The organism is Sulfitobacter sp. SK025 (genome assembly GCF_003352105.1).
Taxonomy (GTDB): domain Bacteria; phylum Pseudomonadota; class Alphaproteobacteria; order Rhodobacterales; family Rhodobacteraceae; genus Sulfitobacter; species Sulfitobacter pontiacus.
Window position 1 is genome coordinate 290,551 of the sequence record NZ_CP025808.1, and the last position, 18,543, is coordinate 309,093.

The 18,543-nt window shown below is 58.6% G+C and carries 16 protein-coding genes; 6 read left to right on the plus strand and 10 right to left on the minus strand.

Annotation, left to right across the window (positions count from 1 at the left end; all coding sequences use genetic code 11):
- Positions 1-4 precede the first annotated feature (4 nt).
- On the plus strand, positions 5-829 hold the full coding sequence (locus tag C1J04_RS01370) for an ABC transporter permease (protein ID WP_009825628.1): 825 nt from the start codon (positions 5-7) through the stop codon (positions 827-829).
- 2 nt (positions 830-831) lie between these two features.
- On the opposite strand, the gene C1J04_RS01375 is transcribed toward C1J04_RS01370, so the two are convergent.
- Positions 832-1,434 carry an alpha-ketoglutarate-dependent dioxygenase AlkB family protein gene (locus tag C1J04_RS01375; RefSeq protein ID WP_009825629.1) on the minus strand — a complete coding sequence of 201 codons (603 nt, stop codon included), beginning with the start codon at positions 1,432-1,434 and terminating at the stop codon, positions 832-834.
- A 208-nt stretch (positions 1,435-1,642) separates the two neighbouring features.
- On the opposite strand from C1J04_RS01375, the gene dnaK reads away from it, so the two are divergent.
- The 4 genes from dnaK (at position 1,643) to C1J04_RS01395 (ending at position 6,305) form a co-directional block, all read left to right on the plus strand.
- Complete coding sequence (gene dnaK / locus C1J04_RS01380) at positions 1,643-3,550, plus strand: molecular chaperone DnaK (RefSeq protein ID WP_005850585.1); 1,908 nt, start codon at positions 1,643-1,645, stop codon at positions 3,548-3,550.
- Between the two features lie 77 nt (positions 3,551-3,627).
- Positions 3,628-4,785: a molecular chaperone DnaJ gene (gene dnaJ / locus C1J04_RS01385; RefSeq protein WP_009825630.1), complete on the plus strand. Its 1,158-nt coding sequence runs from the start codon at positions 3,628-3,630 to the stop codon at positions 4,783-4,785.
- 106 nt (positions 4,786-4,891) lie between these two features.
- Complete coding sequence (gene radC, locus C1J04_RS01390) at positions 4,892-5,653, plus strand: RadC family protein (protein ID WP_009825631.1); 762 nt, start codon at positions 4,892-4,894, stop codon at positions 5,651-5,653.
- A gap of 64 nt (positions 5,654-5,717) precedes the next feature.
- Positions 5,718-6,305, plus strand: a complete 588-nt coding sequence (locus C1J04_RS01395) for a hemerythrin domain-containing protein (protein ID WP_009825632.1) — start codon at positions 5,718-5,720, stop codon at positions 6,303-6,305.
- A gap of 3 nt (positions 6,306-6,308) precedes the next feature.
- Here the strand turns inward: C1J04_RS01395 and C1J04_RS01400 are convergent, their stop codons facing one another.
- The 7 genes from C1J04_RS01400 to C1J04_RS01430 all read right to left on the minus strand — a co-directional run bounded on the left by C1J04_RS01400 (position 6,309) and on the right by C1J04_RS01430 (position 15,282).
- Positions 6,309-7,871, minus strand: a complete 1,563-nt coding sequence (locus tag C1J04_RS01400) for a substrate-binding domain-containing protein (protein ID WP_009825633.1) — start codon at positions 7,869-7,871, stop codon at positions 6,309-6,311.
- An 18-nt stretch (positions 7,872-7,889) separates the two neighbouring features.
- Positions 7,890-8,903 carry a hypothetical protein gene (locus C1J04_RS01405; protein WP_009825634.1) on the minus strand — a complete coding sequence of 338 codons (1,014 nt, stop codon included), beginning with the start codon at positions 8,901-8,903 and terminating at the stop codon, positions 7,890-7,892.
- Positions 8,904-9,015: 112 nt separating this feature from the next.
- Positions 9,016-11,154: a GumC family protein gene (locus C1J04_RS01410; protein ID WP_009825635.1), complete on the minus strand. Its 2,139-nt coding sequence runs from the start codon at positions 11,152-11,154 to the stop codon at positions 9,016-9,018.
- Positions 11,155-11,373: 219 nt separating this feature from the next.
- The gene (locus C1J04_RS01415) at positions 11,374-11,937 is read right to left on the minus strand and encodes a PqiC family protein (protein WP_009825636.1); all 564 of its coding nucleotides are present in this window, start codon (positions 11,935-11,937) and stop codon (positions 11,374-11,376) included.
- A gap of 3 nt (positions 11,938-11,940) precedes the next feature.
- The gene (locus C1J04_RS01420; RefSeq protein ID WP_254693844.1) at positions 11,941-14,052 is read right to left on the minus strand and encodes an MlaD family protein; all 2,112 of its coding nucleotides are present in this window, start codon (positions 14,050-14,052) and stop codon (positions 11,941-11,943) included.
- Positions 14,018-14,623 carry a paraquat-inducible protein A gene (locus C1J04_RS01425; protein WP_009825638.1) on the minus strand — a complete coding sequence of 202 codons (606 nt, stop codon included), beginning with the start codon at positions 14,621-14,623 and terminating at the stop codon, positions 14,018-14,020. Before C1J04_RS01425 ends, C1J04_RS01420 begins: the two co-directional genes overlap by 35 nt.
- An 11-nt stretch (positions 14,624-14,634) precedes the next feature.
- On the minus strand, positions 14,635-15,282 hold the full coding sequence (locus tag C1J04_RS01430; RefSeq protein ID WP_005850602.1) for a paraquat-inducible protein A: 648 nt from the start codon (positions 15,280-15,282) through the stop codon (positions 14,635-14,637).
- Between the two features lie 166 nt (positions 15,283-15,448).
- On the opposite strand from C1J04_RS01430, the gene C1J04_RS01435 reads away from it, so the two are divergent.
- A complete protein-coding gene (locus C1J04_RS01435) occupies positions 15,449-16,009 on the plus strand; it encodes a type 1 glutamine amidotransferase domain-containing protein (RefSeq protein WP_009825639.1) in 561 nt (186 codons plus the stop codon).
- A gap of 66 nt (positions 16,010-16,075) precedes the next feature.
- Here C1J04_RS01435 and C1J04_RS01440 read toward each other — a convergent pair whose 3' ends face one another.
- Positions 16,076-17,050 (minus strand): C45 family autoproteolytic acyltransferase/hydolase, encoded by a 975-nt coding sequence (locus C1J04_RS01440; protein WP_009825640.1) that lies wholly within the window; start codon positions 17,048-17,050, stop codon positions 16,076-16,078.
- Between the two features lie 18 nt (positions 17,051-17,068).
- Complete coding sequence (locus C1J04_RS01445) at positions 17,069-18,529, minus strand: biotin carboxylase (RefSeq protein WP_009825641.1); 1,461 nt, start codon at positions 18,527-18,529, stop codon at positions 17,069-17,071.
- Positions 18,530-18,543: the final 14 nt, after the last annotated feature.

The following is an 18,543-nucleotide window of genomic DNA, read 5'->3' on the forward strand; positions in this document are numbered from 1 at the left end:
TACGATGTTTCAACCAAGGCGCACCAACACGGGCAATTTCCGCTCGGCCGTTAACTTCTTCGAACTCGTCTACCACTCCGTCGTGCGCTCTGTGCGCAAGCAGCACAATAATGCCTTTGCCGCCATCGGGATCAACATCCTGCAAGCGGTGATCTTTGTTGGCGTGTTCTATGTCATGTTCTCGGTTCTGGGGATGCGCGGGTCGGCCATTCGGGGCGATTTCGTGATCTACATCATGACCGGCATCTTTCTGTTCATGGTGCACACCAAAACGGTTGCCGCCGTCGCCGCTGCCGAGGGGCCGGCAAGCGCGATGATGAAACACGCGCCGATGACCACGATGATCGCACTGGCTGCGGCGGCCTTGGGCGCGCTGTATATTCAGATGCTATCGCTGATCCTGATCATGTCGGTCTATCACCTCGCCTTCAATCCGGTGGTGATCTACGACCCGTCGGGCGTGATGTTCATGCTGATGATCGCGTGGTTTACGGGCGTGGCCGTGGGGATGGTGCTGCTGGCCATCAAGCCTTGGGCACCGGCCTTTACGCAGATCTTCACGACGATTTACCAGCGGGCAAATATGATCGCCTCGGGCAAGATGTTTCTGGCCAATTCGCTGCCGTCCTTCATGCTGGCCATGTTCGACTGGAACCCCTTGTTCCACGTCATCGACCAGGCGCGCGGATATGCGTTTATCAACTACAACCCGCGCTACAGTAACTGGGAATATGCGGTTTGGGTCGGTGTGGTCCTGATGGTGATCGGGCTGATGGGTGAATTCTACACCCGTAAACATGCCTCCGCGAGCTGGAGCGCGCGACGCTAGGCTCAGGTCACGACCCGCAGCGTGATGTTGATCCGCCCGCCTTTGGGCAACAGCGTCGAAGACCCCGCACGAATGCGATCGATCCCGTGATAGTTCAGCCGTGCCTCGCCGCCCATGACGACGACATCGCCCGATTGCAGCCACAGGCTGTCGGTCTTGCCGCCGCGCTTTTGACCGCCGACGCGCAACATCCCTTCGTCGCCGAGCGAGATGGACACGACCGGCCAGCGGAAATCCGTCTCGTTCTTGTCCTGATGCAGGCCCATTTTCGCGTCTGACGCGTAATAGTTGATGAGGCAGGACTCCGGCTGCCGCTCCAACCCCGTCAGGTCATTCCAGATCGCCAATACCTCAGTCGGAATTGCAGGCCACGGGGTGCCGTTGGGGTGGGTTGGCGCATAGCGATAGCCCTGCGTATCGGACAGCCAGCCATAGTCCCCCGCGGAGGTCATACGCACCGACATCTGCTGCCCGCTTGGCATGACGGGACGGAAGAACGGCACCTGTTTGACCACCCCGCGCACGGCATCCAACAGCCCGCGCTGTGCCGACAACGTAAGGTAAGATTTGTGAATTTCGAAGCCGCGTAACCGCAATATCGTCATCTAAACGCCCTTCTTGCCTGCTTTCGCGAAAAATCCACGCAGAATCCGCCTCTCCTTTCTCATGCAACGGTTGCAGGGTCCATATCTGCTCCTTATATACGCCGAGAACCGCTAAAGGCATCCGGCCTTTGGTGAAAAAGATCGGGGCAAAGGTGCCACAACGGGCCTGCGCTTCGTGTCATCGCCTTGAGTAAAAGAGGGATCAAACATGGCCAAAGTTATTGGTATCGACCTAGGAACGACAAACAGCTGTATCGCCATCATGGACGGCAGCCAGCCTCGCGTTATCGAAAACGCCGAAGGCGCGCGCACCACGCCCTCCATCGTTGCGTTCACAGACGACGAACGTCTGGTTGGGCAGCCTGCCAAACGGCAAGCGGTTACCAACCCCGACAACACAATTTTCGGCGTGAAACGTCTTATCGGCCGTCGCAATGACGACGCGGATCTGGCCAAGGACAAAAAGAACCTGCCCTTCACCGTCATGGACGGTGGGAACGGTGACGCATGGGTACAAGCCAAGGGCGAGAAATACTCCCCCTCGCAAATCTCTGCGTTCATCCTTGGCAAAATGAAGGAAACAGCGGAATCCTATCTGGGCGAAGAAGTCACCCAGGCCGTGATCACTGTTCCTGCCTACTTTAACGACGCTCAGCGTCAGGCGACCAAAGATGCGGGCAAGATTGCCGGTCTGGAAGTGCTGCGGATCATCAACGAACCGACAGCGGCGGCCCTGGCCTATGGTCTGGACAAGAAAGACACGCAAACCATCGCGGTCTATGACCTTGGCGGCGGTACATTCGACGTGACCATCCTTGAAATCGACGATGGCCTGTTCGAAGTGAAATCCACCAACGGTGACACGTTCCTCGGCGGTGAAGACTTCGACATGCGCATCGTGAACTACCTTGCGGATGAATTCAAAAAGACCAACGGCGTCGACCTGACCCAAGACAAGATGGCGCTTCAGCGTCTGAAAGAAGCGGCAGAGAAGGCCAAGATCGAACTGTCCAGCGCAAGCCAGACAGAGATCAACCAGCCGTTCATCTCGATGGGCAAAGATGGCTCGCCACTGCACATGGTGATGAAGCTGACCCGCTCCAAGCTGGAGCAATTGGTTGGTGACCTGATCAAAGCGTCGATGAAGCCCTGCGCAGCCGCGTTGAAAGATGCCGGTGTATCCGCATCCGAGATCGACGAAGTCGTTCTGGTCGGCGGTATGACCCGTATGCCGCGCGTCATCGAGGAAGTGACCAAGTTCTTCGGCAAAGAGCCCCATAAGGGTGTTAACCCTGACGAGGTTGTTGCTTTGGGTGCGGCCATTCAGGCCGGTGTTCTGCAAGGCGACGTCAAAGACGTTGTTCTGCTGGACGTGACACCGCTGAGCCTTGGTATCGAAACGCTGGGTGGCGTGTTCACCCGTCTGATCGACCGCAACACCACGATCCCGACGAAGAAGTCGCAGGTCTTCTCGACCGCCGAGGATAACCAAAGCGCCGTGACCATCCGCGTCTTCCAAGGGGAGCGTGAAATGGCTGCGGACAACAAGATCCTTGGCGCGTTCAATCTGGAAAGCATCCCACCCGCACCCCGCGGCATGCCCCAGATCGAAGTGACCTTTGACATCGACGCAAACGGTATCGTTGCCGTAGGCGCGCTGGATAAAGGCACAGGCAAAGAGCAGAAGATCACGATCCAAGCATCCGGCGGTCTGTCCGATGCGGATATCGAAAAGATGGTGAAAGACGCCGAAGAAAATGCCGACGCCGACAAAGAGCGCCGCGCATTGATCGAGGCGAAAAACCAGGCGGAATCGCTGATCCACTCGACCGAGAAGTCGCTGGAAGAGCATTCTGACAAGGTTGACCCGACCACCGTCGAAGCGATCGAACTGGCCATTGCTGCACTGAACGACGAACTGGCGACCGACAATGTTGATAAGATCAACAACGGTATCCAGAACGTTACCGAAGCGGCGATGAAACTGGGCGAAGCCATCTACAAGGCGGCTCAGGACGAAAACGAAGACGTTGCCCCGGCTGCGGATGCACCCGAAGGTGACGACGATATCGTCGATGCCGATTTCGAAGATCTGGACGATAACAAGCGCGCGTAAGCACGCCCACGGAACCACTGAAGGGGCCGGTCCGCTTGCCGGGCCGGCCCGTCACGTTCCAGCGTAGGAGCTAATTCATGGCCAAACGTGATTACTACGAGACGCTCGGCGTCGCTAAAGGTGCCTCTGCCGACGAGATCAAAAAGGGCTACCGCACCAAAGCCAAGGAATTGCACCCCGATCGCAATGCCGACAACCCCAATGCCGAAGCCCAGTTCAAAGAAGCGAACGAAGCTTACGAAGTCCTGAAAGACCCCGAAAAGAAAGCCGCCTATGACCGGTATGGTCATGCGGCCTTTGAAGGGGGTATGGGCGGTGGCGGTGGCCATCGTGGCGGCGGCTTTGGCGGCGGCGGTCAGGGCGACTTCTCTTCGGCGTTCTCTGACGTGTTTGACGACCTGTTCGGCGACTTCATGGGTGGCCAACGGGGCGGCGGCGGACGCCGTGCCGCGCGCGGTGCCGATCTGCGCTATAACCTCGGGATTACGCTCGAAGACGCGTATCGGGGCATGCAGAAGTCGATCAACGTGCCCACCTCTGTGGCCTGCGATTCCTGTAACGGTTCCGGGTCAGAAGGCGGCGCAGAGCCGACCACCTGCCCCACCTGTTCCGGTATGGGCAGGGTCCGTGCTCAACAGGGCTTTTTCACGGTCGAACGCACCTGTCCGACCTGTTCGGGCATGGGTCAGATCGTCAAGAACCCCTGTAAATCCTGCCGCGGTGCCGGGCGTGTTGAAAAAGACCGTGCGCTGTCGGTCAACATCCCTGCGGGCGTTGAAACCGGCACACGTATTCGTCTGGCCGGCGAAGGCGAAGCAGGCATGCGCGGCGGGCCGTCGGGTGATCTGTACATCTTTATCGAGGTGCAGGACCACAAGCTGTTCGAACGCGACGGGCCAAACCTGTTCTGCCGCGTTCCCGTTTCGATGAGCACCGCCGCCCTTGGGGGCAGCATCGAGGTGCCAACGATCGACGGTGGTCGTGGCCGCGTGCAAATCCCGGCGGGCAGCCAGTCCGGTCGCCAGATGCGTCTGCGCGGCAAGGGTATGCCCCCGCTGCGTGGGGGTGGTACGGGCGATATGATCATCGAACTGGCAGTCGAGACGCCGGTAAACCTGACCAGCCGCCAAAAGGAATTGTTGCAGGAATTCGAAAAGGAATCCTCCAACAACAATCCTGAAAGCAGCAGCTTCTTTTCGTCGGTAAAATCCTTCTGGGATTCGATGAAAGGGTAACACCTGAGCATACAAAACATCGGGCGGGGCGCAGGCTCCGCCCTTTTTGTTTCTGCCCCTGCCCGCGTTAACGGGATGATAACCTCTTTGGCCGCAAGCTGGGCCAATGGGACGCAACAACGCTCACTTCTCTGACCCGCGCCTGCCCTTTCTGGGGGACGAAGCGGTGCCCGCACCGCCCGCATCGGGCAAACAGCCGTCGTATATCGCGGATCACCGACAACGTTTGCGCGCACGCTTTATGCAGGGCGGTGCCGCAGCGATCCCGGACTATGAACTGCTTGAACTGGTGCTCTTCCGCGCCATCCCGCGCCGTGATGTCAAACCGCTGGCCCGTGCACTAATGGACAGGTTCGGCGACTTCAACCGCGTGATCACCGCGCCTGAACCACGGCTTAGGGATATCTCGGGCGTGGGCGACGCAGTGATTGTCGAGCTTAAGGTGATTGAAGCCGCAGCCCACCGTATGGCGCGTTCAAGGGTGATGCGACAGCATGTGCTCTCAGGCTGGGACGCTCTGCTTGACTATTGCCACACCACGATGGCGCACCGCGAAACCGAACAGTTCCGCGTCATCTATCTGGACCGCAAGAACGTCGTCATCGGCGATGAGGAACAGGGCAAGGGCACTGTCGATCACGTCCCCGTCTACCCGCGAGAGGTCGCCAAACGCGCGCTTGAGCTGAACGCCAGCGCGCTTATTCTGGTGCATAACCACCCCTCGGGCGACCCTACTCCATCGCAAGCCGACATCGGCATGACGCAGCAGATTTTCGCAGCCTGCAGCGCCCTTGGGCTGACCCTGCACGACCATCTGATCATCGGCAAATCACGCGAGCTTAGTTTTCGCAGCGAAGGGTACTTATAAGCGCAACTGTCGTGTTCGAATTTGCGGAATTTACCGGATCACCCCTCGGCACTAGCTTTGGCCTATGTCCAATACGCCGCCCCCCGACCCGCTTTCCCTGATGCAGCGCGATGGCCTGCCCGATCCGTTGCGTGCGTTGATCAAAGCCTTCCCCCGCGACGGTTGGGAGGAGAACCCGAATTACTCCCGCCTGATCGCGTTCTGGTTGGATCGTCATATGATGTTCCGCCGTCTGCTGGACCAGATGGAGGGGGACGCGCAACTGGTGATGGACCGGGTCGAGCCGCCCGAGACCTACAAACGCAAACTGTCGCGTTTCGGCGGGATGCTGATCAACGAGCTGCACGGTCACCACCATATCGAGGATGCCCAGTATTTTCCGGTGATGGCGCAGCTTGACCGAGGTGCGGCGCAGGGGTTCGAGATTTTGGATCGCGACCACCACAGTCTTGATGGTATTTTGAACGATCTGGCCGAGACGGCGAATACCGTCCTGCGCCATGAGGGGGACGCGGCAGGTTTCCTTGACAGTACCGCGGCCATGAAACAGCGGCTGGATGCGCTCAAGCCCATGCTGAACCGCCATCTGGTCGACGAAGAAGAACTGGTCGTGCCGGTGCTGCTGAAATACGCCCCGCCCCAGTTTCGCTAGGGCTTAGCGCACCCAGACCTCTACCCGCCGGTTGGCCTGACGCCCCCATGCGGTATCATCACAGGCCATTGGCATCGCCTCGCCAAAGGCGTCCAGATCCAGCGTCACACGTTCCAGATTGGCGGTCACCGCCGCGGTGATCACCGCTTGCCGCACGGCTTCTGCCCGACGCAGCGCGATGTCACGGTTGGCGAAAGACGCGCCCTGCCCGTCACTGAACCCCACGAACAACAAACGGCGCGCGTCGTACTGCCCCACCTCGAGCGCGCGGGCGAGTTGCTGCACGTTTGACCGCGATTGTGCATCCAGACGCACCGATCCCGCCTCGAACCGGAAAGAGGTCGACAGCCGCGCCATGGGCTTCAATGCCGCATTCATCCGCTGTAGTTCCTCAAGCGTGATTTCCGGCCCCGCGACAGCAATCGCGTTTGTAAATCGGTTGCCCTGATCCTCGACGGGGATCTCCTCGGGCGTCTGATCCACAAACCCCGCGCGCCGGATCACGATCTGCGCCGCAGGGCTGCGGGTAAAGGCCAGAAACTCACGCGCCACCTGCGGCAGACGGCGGGCCGGAAAGTACAGAAACATCGGCGCGGTCAGCGGGTAATCTTCGGTCTTGATGGTGCGGCGCGAGGCATCGAGCGCAAAGCCACAGCTGCCAGAGAGCGTCAACACATCGGTATCACGCTGTTCGGCATAGCTGGTGATGCCAAGCGCGAAACTGTCGTTTGCCACCGCTTCCGCCAGATCGGCGGGGCGGGCATGGCGGGTGATATTGTCGGTGAACTTCAGCGTCGCGGGCCGCATCACCTGATCACTGATCGCCTGTGCCAGCCCGCTGCTGGTATCGGGCAGATGCAGATCAATGGGTGCGTCCGGCCCGCCAAGCGCCTGCCAGTTGGTCACCTTCCCCGCAAAAGCCCGCGCCAACATCAACGGAGAGATCTCCTTGACCGGGTTCGAGGCCGACACCACCGGCACGACAGCATCAAGCGACAGCACGCGGCTGCGGTTCAGGCCCGTCATATCACCCAACCCCGCCTCGCGCGCGCGGACCCGCTCTTCGGGGCGCATTTCGCGCAGGGACATCACGATATCCGCCTCATCTGCCAGAAGATCGGCAAAGCCTTCGTCACTGTTGCTTGCCCGAAACATGAACAGTGCAACGGTTTGTTCACTTTTTTCGTCGATCAACCGGTAGGTAAAGCGGTGTTCGTCTTCATCCTCGCGCACAGCGGTATAGCCGTTGCGCTGCGCAAACCCGTCGATCAGGGCAGGCATCAACACTTCGCCCATCGTAGCCGATCCCGAAAGCTGCAGCTCGGCGACGAAAGGGTCCAGATTGGGGCAGCCCGGCCCTTCGCATTGAACGCCGGTGCTGTCGATCGTCAGCTCGCCATATTCGGTTTCTACGCGGTAGAACTCGCCATCAAAGCCCAGCAAGGTACCGCTTAGTTCAATCTTGCCATCGCGGGAGGACAGCGCGACATCCTGCGCCCCTGCGGACAGCGTCGCCGAACATAAGAAAAGTGCGGCGAGAACCGCCGCACGTATAATCGTGATCATAAGACCCCAAGCGTTGCGTTAGTGTCCCGCAACCTTCATGTCTTGGAGCAGATTATTCAACACAAGAAAGCTGCCGACCGCATCACAATCCGGCACTGCGACGCTTAGGTCGCGGGTTCTGAGCGTGGCATCGCCAAGCAGTTCGATCGATTGCGCCTCTATCTCCTGGCCGCAGTTCGCCTGGATCACTTCGGCTTCCACGGTCAGCGCAACGCGGGCATCGGCGTTTTCCATCGCAGCGGGGAATGTGTACACCTCGGCCACCAGTGGCTCTGCCGCGCTGAGGTCGCCGTTCACAGTCATAAATCCGCCTTCACCGGTGATCGCAGAGGCAACGCTGCGCGGCTTGCCAGCCCAGACATGGCCCGAACCATCATAGTCGGACCCGAATTCGCGGGCGTGCATCTGGAAACCCGTGTCGCCCTTCCATTGCAGAACCACGCGGTCAAATTCGGCCAGATCGTCGATCTTCGCATCCGCAATCGCACCTTCGCCGTTTCCGAAAGCAATGACGAAGGTCGCATCCTGCGCAAGCGCCGGAACGGTGATGTCCAGCGCGCCGGTGTCAGATGTGGTTTGGGTAAAGATCATGCCGCTGTGATGCACTGTGATCCGTTCGTTTGGCATGCAGGGTGCCGCCAGTGTGAGGTTCACCATAGCTGCCGCGACGGGGCGCGCGTTTGCGGTGATATCGCAGGTCTGTGTGGCCGCTGGCTCCGTTGCAATTGGGGCGGAAACTGGGCGAGAGATCGGTTCGTCCGCGCTTGCAGCGGCCAACATGACGGGGGCAGAATCGGGCAGCTCCACCGTGGGCTCCAGCGGGGCTGCATTGAACTCGGCCGAGGTGAGGACGATGTCTTCGACCTCGAGCACGGCATTCTCGTTGCTTAGCCGGCGCAGCTCTTGCTCTTTCACAGCGGCGTCAGAGCCATAGCGGGCTGTCGCAGCGTCAGAGCTTTGCATCACGTAGCCGATGCCCAAGGCGCAGGCGAGCGTGCCAGCAGCTGTCGCGATCTCTTTCATACGTGCCATCTAAGGGTCCTCACTGGGATAACTTCCCAATGAATATCGCCTAGCAGAGCGGCCCTGTTATGACCCTTGAGGGGAAAGATTTGGGCAGTTTTGAGGCATGCCCAAGCCTTGCTTAACTGTCGTAATAGCCCTTGCCGTAGGCCCCATAGGCACCGTATTCGCCGCCATAGCCATAGCGTTTCATGCCCTTCTCATCGATCTGGCTGAGCACAAGACCGGTGATCCGCTGGTTCGAGTTGTGGAAGAAGCGCATCGCTTCCTCGACCAGTCCCTTGTTCGTGCTGTCCCATTTTACAGAGAACAGGATCGCATCGGCATTCTGCGAGATGATACGAGCATCCGGCACAACCAGCACAGGCGGCGTGTCGATGATGATGAAGTCATACTGGTCGCGCATCTCGGAGATGAAGGATTTGAACCGATCGGAGGAGAAGATATCCGCCGCGTTCACATTGGTCTTTTCGCCGCCCAGAACATCCGCGCCAAAACCGTCAGGCGTATGGATCGCATCGGCGAATTTCACATCGCCGTTCAGGACAGACGCGATGCCGTTGCGCGGCATATCGGGGAAGTATTCATTCAGCGTGCGGCGGCGGATATCGCCTTCGACCAGCAGGACGGATTTACCCAGACCGGACAGGAATTTCGCCAGCGACAGCGAGATGGTGGTTTTACCCTCCCCCGGGATGGACGAGGTCGATACGATAACCTTCGGCTTTTTATCGAGGTTCGACAGCATCAGCGAGGTGCGCAGGTTACGGATCGCTTCGGCGGCGGCAGACGTTGGCTTGTCCGACAGATACTTGAGCGTGTCCTTGCGGTGACGCGTAGGGAGCAGCGGGATCTGCCCGATCACAGAATAGCCGGTATGTTGCTCAAGCTCGTTCGCGGTGCGGAACGTGCGGGTTCTGAATTCGCGCAGCAGCACGAGCCCCGAGCCGACCATCGCCCCGAGGATCATCGCCAGCGCAATGATCTGCGATTTCTTCGGCGCGCTTGGTGAATTTGGCACGACCGAGCTAGATAGCATGCGGCTGTCGGCCTTCTGAATGCCTTCTTGGGCAGAGGTCTCTTTGAGGCGGGTCAGGAAATATTCATACAGCAGACGCGTTGCTTCGGATTCACGGGTCAGCTGTTGCAGCTCAATCAGGTCTTGTCCTTGCGAGGCCAGCTGCGCCGCAAGCTCTTCTTCCGAGTTACGCAGCGCCTCAAGTTGTTGCGTGCTGCGCACAAGATCGGCCCGAACCCGTGTCATCACCGTATCAAATCGCAGATCAAATGCCGTCTGGTTCGTTTCCGACGACAGCCCGTTGCTAAAGATACGCGTCAGTGCGGCGTCTTGCGCGGCGTCGAGCTTTTCATCCGGCGTCTGCGCGGCCTCTAGGTCAGCAAGGCGTGTTTGAAGCCCCTCGCGCGTCAAGGCGGCACCGTCAATGCGGTCACGGAGCTCTTTAATCTGACGCTCAAGCGCTTGCAGGCCCTCGATCGAAACCAGTTGGGTGCGCGCCGTAAATTCGGATACTTTCTTCTCGGCATTCTCAAGCTCGATCTGAAGCTCGGACACACGGTTGCTTAGCCATTCAGTCGCTTTTTCCGTCGCCTCGAATTTCACTTCGATCTGGTTGAGGATGTACAGTTCAACAATCGTATTCGCGATCTGGGCAGATTTAACCGGAGATTCCGTTTCAGCCGTGACGTTGAACACAAGGCTTTGGCGGATGTTAGAAACCGAGACCTTGTTCAGCAAAGATTGAATCACACTGTCCCGAACCTTTGCCCTATGAAGTTCAGTCTCTGGTACTTCCGGGGAGGGAGTACTGGAAGTTAGCAGCGACCGTATCCCAGATATCACGCGACTGCGCATGGACGGTTCTCTCAACCGTCCATTGAATTCTGGATCGGCGATCAGATTCAACCGGTCTACGACCTTGCCGGCTAAACCCCGCGATTTCAAAACTTCAATTTCCGTGTTGATCTCCGTTGAATCGCCCGAGAACCCGCCAACCACGGCCTGCAGGTCCACGATGCTGTCTTCTTTGGTGTCCAGAACCACAACCGCGGTGGACCGATAGGTCGGCACAGCCACGCCATAGGCATAGTACCCCGCCAGCAGCATGAAGATCAGTGTGACAGCAGCGATAATCAGTTTGCCGCGCCACAACGTACCAATCAGCGCGCCAAGATCGATGGTGTCGTCATCTTCGTCCCTGGGCCCGGAAAAGTTCGATTGGCTTTGGTTCATCATATGCATGTGGTCCGTTGATCATGGCCAGAACTGGCTAAAAGTAATGTATCAGGCAAGATGCCCGCGGTATCGCAGGTAGCGTCAACGGGCATGAGATGAAGAAGGTCTGCCTGTTATGCGATTGCGCCCAAAGGGTGATGGCGGCCTTGCTAAATCCTTATGAAAAAAATTCAATCAAAAGTCGTGTAAAATTGTCCCCTATCGGGAAATCGCGCTGGAATTACGTCACTTTAGTCCATTCTTGGCGATATAGCTGGCCAAATCAAGGATCAGTTGCCCCCGTGCCGCCGCTATGGCAGCCGGACCCCCCTTGGGGTCGAAAGCTACGGTCAGGTCAAACAACCCCGATCGTTCGCTTCCACCGGTGGATACGGCGACGAAATACTGGCCCGAGGCGCGGAACTGGCCTGTTTCAGCGGCCAGCAATTCGCTGAACCGCAGCTCAAGCCGGGCATCGGGGTAGGCTTCGAATGGCCAAGGCTCGGATGCGATCCGGCGGTTGGTGAGACGCGACAGGTTCTCGCTCAATTCCAGAGCGACGGCGCGTTCGGGCGAATCCGCCCAAAGTTCGTCGGAAGAACTCACCAACGTACCGTTCGATTTGCGCACGTGGATTTCATCGGCAGCCGCATAGCTGGGCAGCGATACGTCACGCACTTCGACCGAAGTGAAGCGGATGCTCACCTGCTCTGTGACCGGGGGCATGTCCACGGCATAGCGATCTGCGGATCCACAAGCGGCAAGAAAGGCCACGAAACCAAGGCTTGCGATACTTTTTACGACGTTCATATTTTACCGTCCCAGCAACAATGAATTGGGGTTACGTTCAATGGTGCGCGCCAAGGATGCAAGCGCATCGGCCGCTTTTTGGATATCACGCATGGTTTCTTGTGCGGTACGGCTGATCTGATCACCCTTGTTGTACCCTTCAATTGTACGCTCTGCCTGCGTGAACAGGGTCGACAGACGGTTCACGATCTGTGGCAGGTCTTGTGCCGACACCGCGATATTATCCGCCGCGTTACGCGCTGATGCCAGCGTCTGGTTCACGTTCTCGACCGCGCCGCCTTCGCGCAGTTCCTGCAGCGTATAGTTCAGCTCGTCCAAGGCGTTTTTCAGCGATCCGGGCAGCGCCACGGCGTCCGGCGTACCAATCACCTGATCGGCAGAGCGGGTCAGCGCGGTCAACTCGTCCACCAGCTGTTGCAGTTCCAGCTCGCTTGCCTTGGCGGCGACGGCCTGCATCTCTTCGACCAGTTCGGGCACGCCCTCGGTCGAGGTGCTGAAGGATGTGGCGGCCTCCGAGACGGAGTCGACCGCATCCAGCAGACGTCTCGCCATCTGCTCTTCCTCGAGTGTCGCGACCAGCGTCTCGACACGCAGCAGCGTGGCGTTCAGCGATACGGGGATATTCTGCACCTCATCCGACGATACCAGCCCCGTGACCTCGTTGATCAACGTGCGGACATCGCGCGGGGTCTGTTGCAGCTCGTCGCTGCCAACAAAAGCCTGTAGTGAATTCATCAGACCGATGGCGCTGTTCAGCAACTCTTCGATGGGCAGGTTGTTGATGCGGCTAAAGACACCTTCGACGGTGGCAGCGGCATCTGATGTTTCGTTCTTGGTCGTCGGCATAACAGGGAAGTTTTCGCCCGCGGCCACCAGACGCCCGTTTGGCGCGTCTTCGACCACCACCAGTTCAACCTTCAGACCACCGGTCAACAGGCTGGCGGAGGCAAGCCGCGCGCGCAGACCATTCACGACACGGTCCTGCAGGAACGCCAGCGCGCTTTCCGCGGATACTTCGCCAGGCAGGCCAAGCCGCGCGGGCTGGATGGCCAGCGTCACGTTCAACCGGACGCGGCTGTCACCAAACTGGTCGTAATCCACGATACCGGCAAGGGTGTCGACCTCGCCGATGTTCAGACCGCTCAGCTCGACAGGGGCGCCAACGGCCAGTCCGGAAACGTTTTCATCAAAGATCACGTTGATCAGCAGCGGCTCGACTTCCGAGGCGTTGAAAACGGCGCTGCGGGCGTCTTCCTTGCTTGGGAAAATGTCGAATACGGTGCCGTCTTGCACGCGGTCGCCGCCGGAAACGAATGTATCAAACGTCACCCCGCCCCCGATAAGCGTCGCAATGGACTGAAAGTCGATCTCGGCACCACCTGGCCCGAGGGAGAGGCTGAAACCAGAGCTGTCCCAGAAGCGTGTGCTGCTGTTGATCAGGTTCCGGTGCTCTTCGTAAATCAGCGCCTCTACGATGGCAAAGTTCCCGCGTGGGGCGATCTCTGCCTTACCCAGACGGCCCACCTCGATCCCGCGATACATGATCGGGGCATCATCGGTCAGGGTGCCGTTGCCGACGGTGCGAAAGGCGATTTGCAGACCGGATTGCCCGGCGCGGATCAGCGGTGGCGAATCCGACCCGACGAACCGTTCGGCAAAATCGCCCACTTCGTCATTCCAGCTGCCCTCGATATAGACGCCGCTGAGCACCGTACCCAACCCCGAGATCCCCTGCGCCGATACCTCGGGCTGGACGATCCAGAAGGACGCGCTGGCGTCGATAAAGGGGGCGACATTCTTGTCCACGCGGATCGACGCGACGACCTTGCCCAGACCGGTGGTAAAGCCGACTTCCTCGACCCGGCCAACGGTCACGTCACGGTAACGCAATTCGGTCTCGCCCGCCTTGATGCCGGCGCCTTTGTCAAATTCGACAAAAATCACCGGACCGCGGGAATTGTAGCTGTTGAACGCAACACCCAAAGCCGCAACCAACGCCAGGATCGGAATGATCCAGACGATCGACGCGCTGCTCAGGAACAGTTTGCGCGCGGATTTAACCTTAACCTCGGGTGGCGTGTCAGACATGTTGATCGGGGTCCCCATCGAAAGCATTCGTGTCCCAGATCAGTCTGGAGTCGAAGGCCTGTGCAGAAAGCATGGTAAAAATGACCGACAAGGCGAAAAACATGCTCGCAGGGCCGGGGTTAATGGTCGCAAGGGTTTTGAGTTGCACCAGCGACGAGAGGATCGCAACCACAAAGATATCGATCATAGACCAGCGGCCGATATACTCTACAATTTCATACATCACATGGCGCGACCGATGTGCCGCCGCATTACGCGTCTTAACGCTGACCGCCAGATAGGCGATTGCCCAGAACTTGGCCAGCGGGATCGCGACCGACGCGAGCAGGATGATAAAGGCAATACCGTAGGAGCCGTGATGCGCCAGTTCGACCGCACCGCCGACGATGGTGCTTTCATCCACCTGAAACAGGGTCCGCGTTTTCAGCATCGGATACATATTGGCGGGGATATAGCACATCAGCCCCACGACCCAGAACGCCCAGACCCGCTGCATACTGCCAAAGTCACGCGACAGCATCTTGTGGCCGCAGCGTTGGCAGACAGGCGTGCCGATAGGCCACGCACGGGTGCACCGTGTGCAGGCCACCAACCCCATTTCGCGGGCGCTTAGGATTTTTTGGGATTTTCCAGCGAATTCCATACCGACCATTTACACATGAATTTGTCCTGCGCCACAATCAGAACAACCAAACCACAAAACATCCAGAAAGCTGGCCCAAACCCCACAGTTGCCAGATCGGCAATCTTCACCAGCGCCACGGCACAGCCAAGCGCGAAAATCTCGGCCATCGACCACGGTTGCAGCGCTTGCGACAGGCGGAACGCCTGCATTGCGTGGCGTGCGGGCGGCAGGTCCAGCACGATGGGGACCAGTACATAAAGCGTCAGCATCACCCGCGCCAAGGGCACCAGCATGATCAAGGCAGCCGTCGCCAGCGACAGCAGCAAAAGCGGCCCGCTGGAAAACGCCAGCGCCGCGTCCATCACAGAGACAGAGTTCTTGTTGCCCGCCGCATCAATATCCAGAAACGGAAAGAACGTCGCGCCAAGGATCAGAACAAAGGTGGCAATGGCGATGGCAATGATCTTCAGCCCCGCCTTTTTGCGCGGTTCGATCAACACGGTGTGGCACCGTTCGCACACCGCCTTCTCGCCGACCTTGGGCACCTTGAGGTGGTACACGGCGTCGCATTGGGGGCAGACGATAATCTCCTCCAGATTGACGGATGGTGCAGGGTCGACAGTGTCTTTCATCCCCTTGGTATAAAGGAGATCACAAACCGTGTGTATCGAATTCTGGACACGAAAAATTCATCCTCCACGTCGGCGGAATCCCGTCAATGCAGGTTCCAGCGCTGGAACATTCGCGCAGTGTCTTTGTTGTGTCGGTGAAGATAGCGAAGATGAAAGGAGCTTTCTAATGACACAGATCACAGACGCGAAAATTCTGATCCTATCCACCAATGGTTTCGAGCAATCCGAGCTGGAGCGCCCATTGAATGACCTCAAGGCCAAAGGGGCCACGGTGCATGTTGCCACCCCTGATGGCGAAGACATCAAGGGCTGGGACAAGGACGACTGGGGCAACACAGTTGCTGCCGATCAAGCCCTGTCAGATGTCACTGTTGATGACTACGACGCGATTGTCCTGCCCGGCGGTCAGATCAACCCCGACCTGCTGCGCGCCAACAAGGACGCCGTATCGCTGATCAAAAGCTTTGCTGACGCGGGCAAGACCGTTGCCGCGATCTGCCACGCCCCTTGGCTGCTGATCGAAGCAGGCATTATCAAAGGCCGCGCCGCAACCTCCTACGCCTCAATCGCGACGGATGTGAAAAACGCCGGTGCGCATTACGAGGACAGCGAAGTCGTCGTGGACCAAGGCATCATCACCAGCCGCTCCCCCGAAGATCTGGATGCGTTTATTGCCAAGATCGTCGAGGAAGTCGAAGAAGGTGAACACAACCGCAAAGCCGCTTGAATTAGGCGACAGCGAAACACCAAGGCGGGGCATGCGCCCCGCCTTTTTTCGTGCGCAGGGATAGAGTTACGCCACAACCCCCGGCATCAGGACGTTGCGCGAGCCTTCCTCGAACGCGTCCAGCTTCTGATGCCAGACGGTTCCGGGCCAGCGATGCTCCATCTCGCGTTTGCGGGGGCGATAGACAGCGGTATACAGCGTGCCGAAGCCTGCGTTGAACTGGTGCGAATAGAGCGGCGGTTTCAGGAACGTGTTGATGAATTTCTCTTCCGGATCACGGTGGAACCGCAACCGTTGCAGCAGATATCTTTCGCGTTCAACCGTCGCCGTAAAGCGCGCATGGCTGATCCATTCGACATTCTCCTGATGGTTGGTCGCCACCGCTGCCTTGGTGATGATCGCAGGCCGGTCCGGTGCCATCAGCGCCGTCAGATACTTGCGTTTGCGGTCCAGCACGGTGACGTTATAGCTCATGTGGGTCGGCACACGTGCCAGAATTTCGCCCGCTTGCTCGGCAGTCTCGCAGGTTTGCAGCACATAGCGCAGGATCAGCGGCACGCCAAAGCCCACCCCCACCACACGACGGCCCCCAAAGGTGAGCGATATAGACAGCCCCGCGTCGTTCACCCCGTCCACCAGCCCGAACAACCCGTCAGAGGTGCCCATCACGCGGCGCCCCTTCCAGCCGGTGTGCAGCACCAGACTGTCGAAAGCGTTGGTGTTATAGTCATAGTTGCGCACCATGACAGGTTCCTTGCCACCCCAAACCGCCTGACTGCATCCCGATAGATAGGGCGGCGGGCAGTAAAAGCTCAGGAACCTTGCCGCCAGATCACCCCCGCCCGCCTGATCACATAGATCTTCGTACAGCGGGATGAGGTCGGGCATATACGCCTTGAGCGCACGACGACATTCGGCATAGGTCGGGCGTGCGGGCTCGCCCTCCTTCAGCCACCATTTACGGTAGAAGGGCCAATATTCGGCGAAAAGCCCGGCCCATTTGGGACCGGGCAGTTCTTCTGAAATGGCACGCCACAGCATGTGCTGCCCTTTCGGTGCTTAGAGGATTTTGAACGCCGGATCAGACATCGCCGGACCCGCCTCTGCGACGGGCAGAGGACGACCGTTCACCGATTGCTTGATCCCGTGAATCCACTTTTTCGCGCGCTCATTCAACTGGAAAGACTTCGTCATCGACCGACCGCGGGTCACAAGGATGCCAATATCGGCCCCTTCATAGCGGTAATCACCCGGTTGCAGGATGCGCAGGAAGAACGCTTCGTTCTCGGACTCCACGGCGCGACGGTGATAATCGAAACGGTCGAACACAACGCGGCCATCTTCCAACATCTTGTAAATGCCTGTTTCGGGCGCTTCGGTGCAGATATCGACGCTGTCTTCGGTATGTTTGATCACCATCTGGCTCCAGCCGTCGATCATCTCGGGGTCGGCCCAACGGTTGTTCAGCTCTTCTACATCCAGATTGAATTTCTTCTTGCTGAATTCCAGCAGGTGGAACAGGAACAAGGGCGCATCCGCATGGGCAAAGGCGGCGTGGTTCGTCATCGACGACGCGCCCGTGATGCGCGGGTTCAGCTCGCCCAGCCAGATGTCACCGGTCTTTTTGTCGATCAGGAAGTCGAGCTCGAAATAGCCGCGATAACCTTCCTTGCGCAGCTGTTCGCCGAACTTATAGGTCAGCTCGCGCGCTTTCTGACGGACCTTGGGCGGGAAGGCGGTCGACAGGATTTCGTTGCCACACCAGCCCCCGCGATAGGGCGTCAGATCCTTGAAACCGACCAGTTCCGTCATCAAGGGGCCAACGATCGTGCCTTCCTTGGTGGCGCAAGCCTCGATCGCGGAACCGCGGCAGTCGATCCGCTTCATGATCTTGATCTCGCCCTCGCCGACGATCTCGGATTCATGACGGCGGAAGTCTGCTTCGGACTTGATAAAGAACGTCGTGTGGCCACTGTCACCAAAGGCGGATTGCAGCACCAGATCGTGACCGATCCCGGCCTTCTCGCAGGTCTTCTTGAGGTCTTCGTAATCCTTGACCTCGGCCAGCACGTTCGGCACCGACGGCACACCGGCCTTGTTGCCGATCCGCACGGTTTCGATCTTGTTGTCCATCTTTTGGCGCAGCTTGGCCTTGGGAAACCAGACATCTGCCCCCAGTTCTTTCGACAGGCGTTCGGTTTCCTCGTCGAACATCAGGAACACGAACTTGGGCTTGCCACCGCGCCGCTTGACGAAATCGATGACTTCTTTGTGCTGCAACAGATAGTTGTTGATGTCTTCGATGCTCTGGAATTCAGCGTGGGGCTGTTCCGAGGGGCAGAACACATTGGGGTGCTTGCCGCCGTAGCAGTCGATGTAGCAGATATACTTAAAGTTTTTCACCCACTCATCGAGACCAAGAAGGTTAAAGTTCGTGGCCGAGATAAAGTAAACAGGGTCTTCGTTACGGTGAAAGAACCGACGAATTTCCGAGATATTCTTGAGAACAGTCGTTGCCATGATATTTGGTCCTT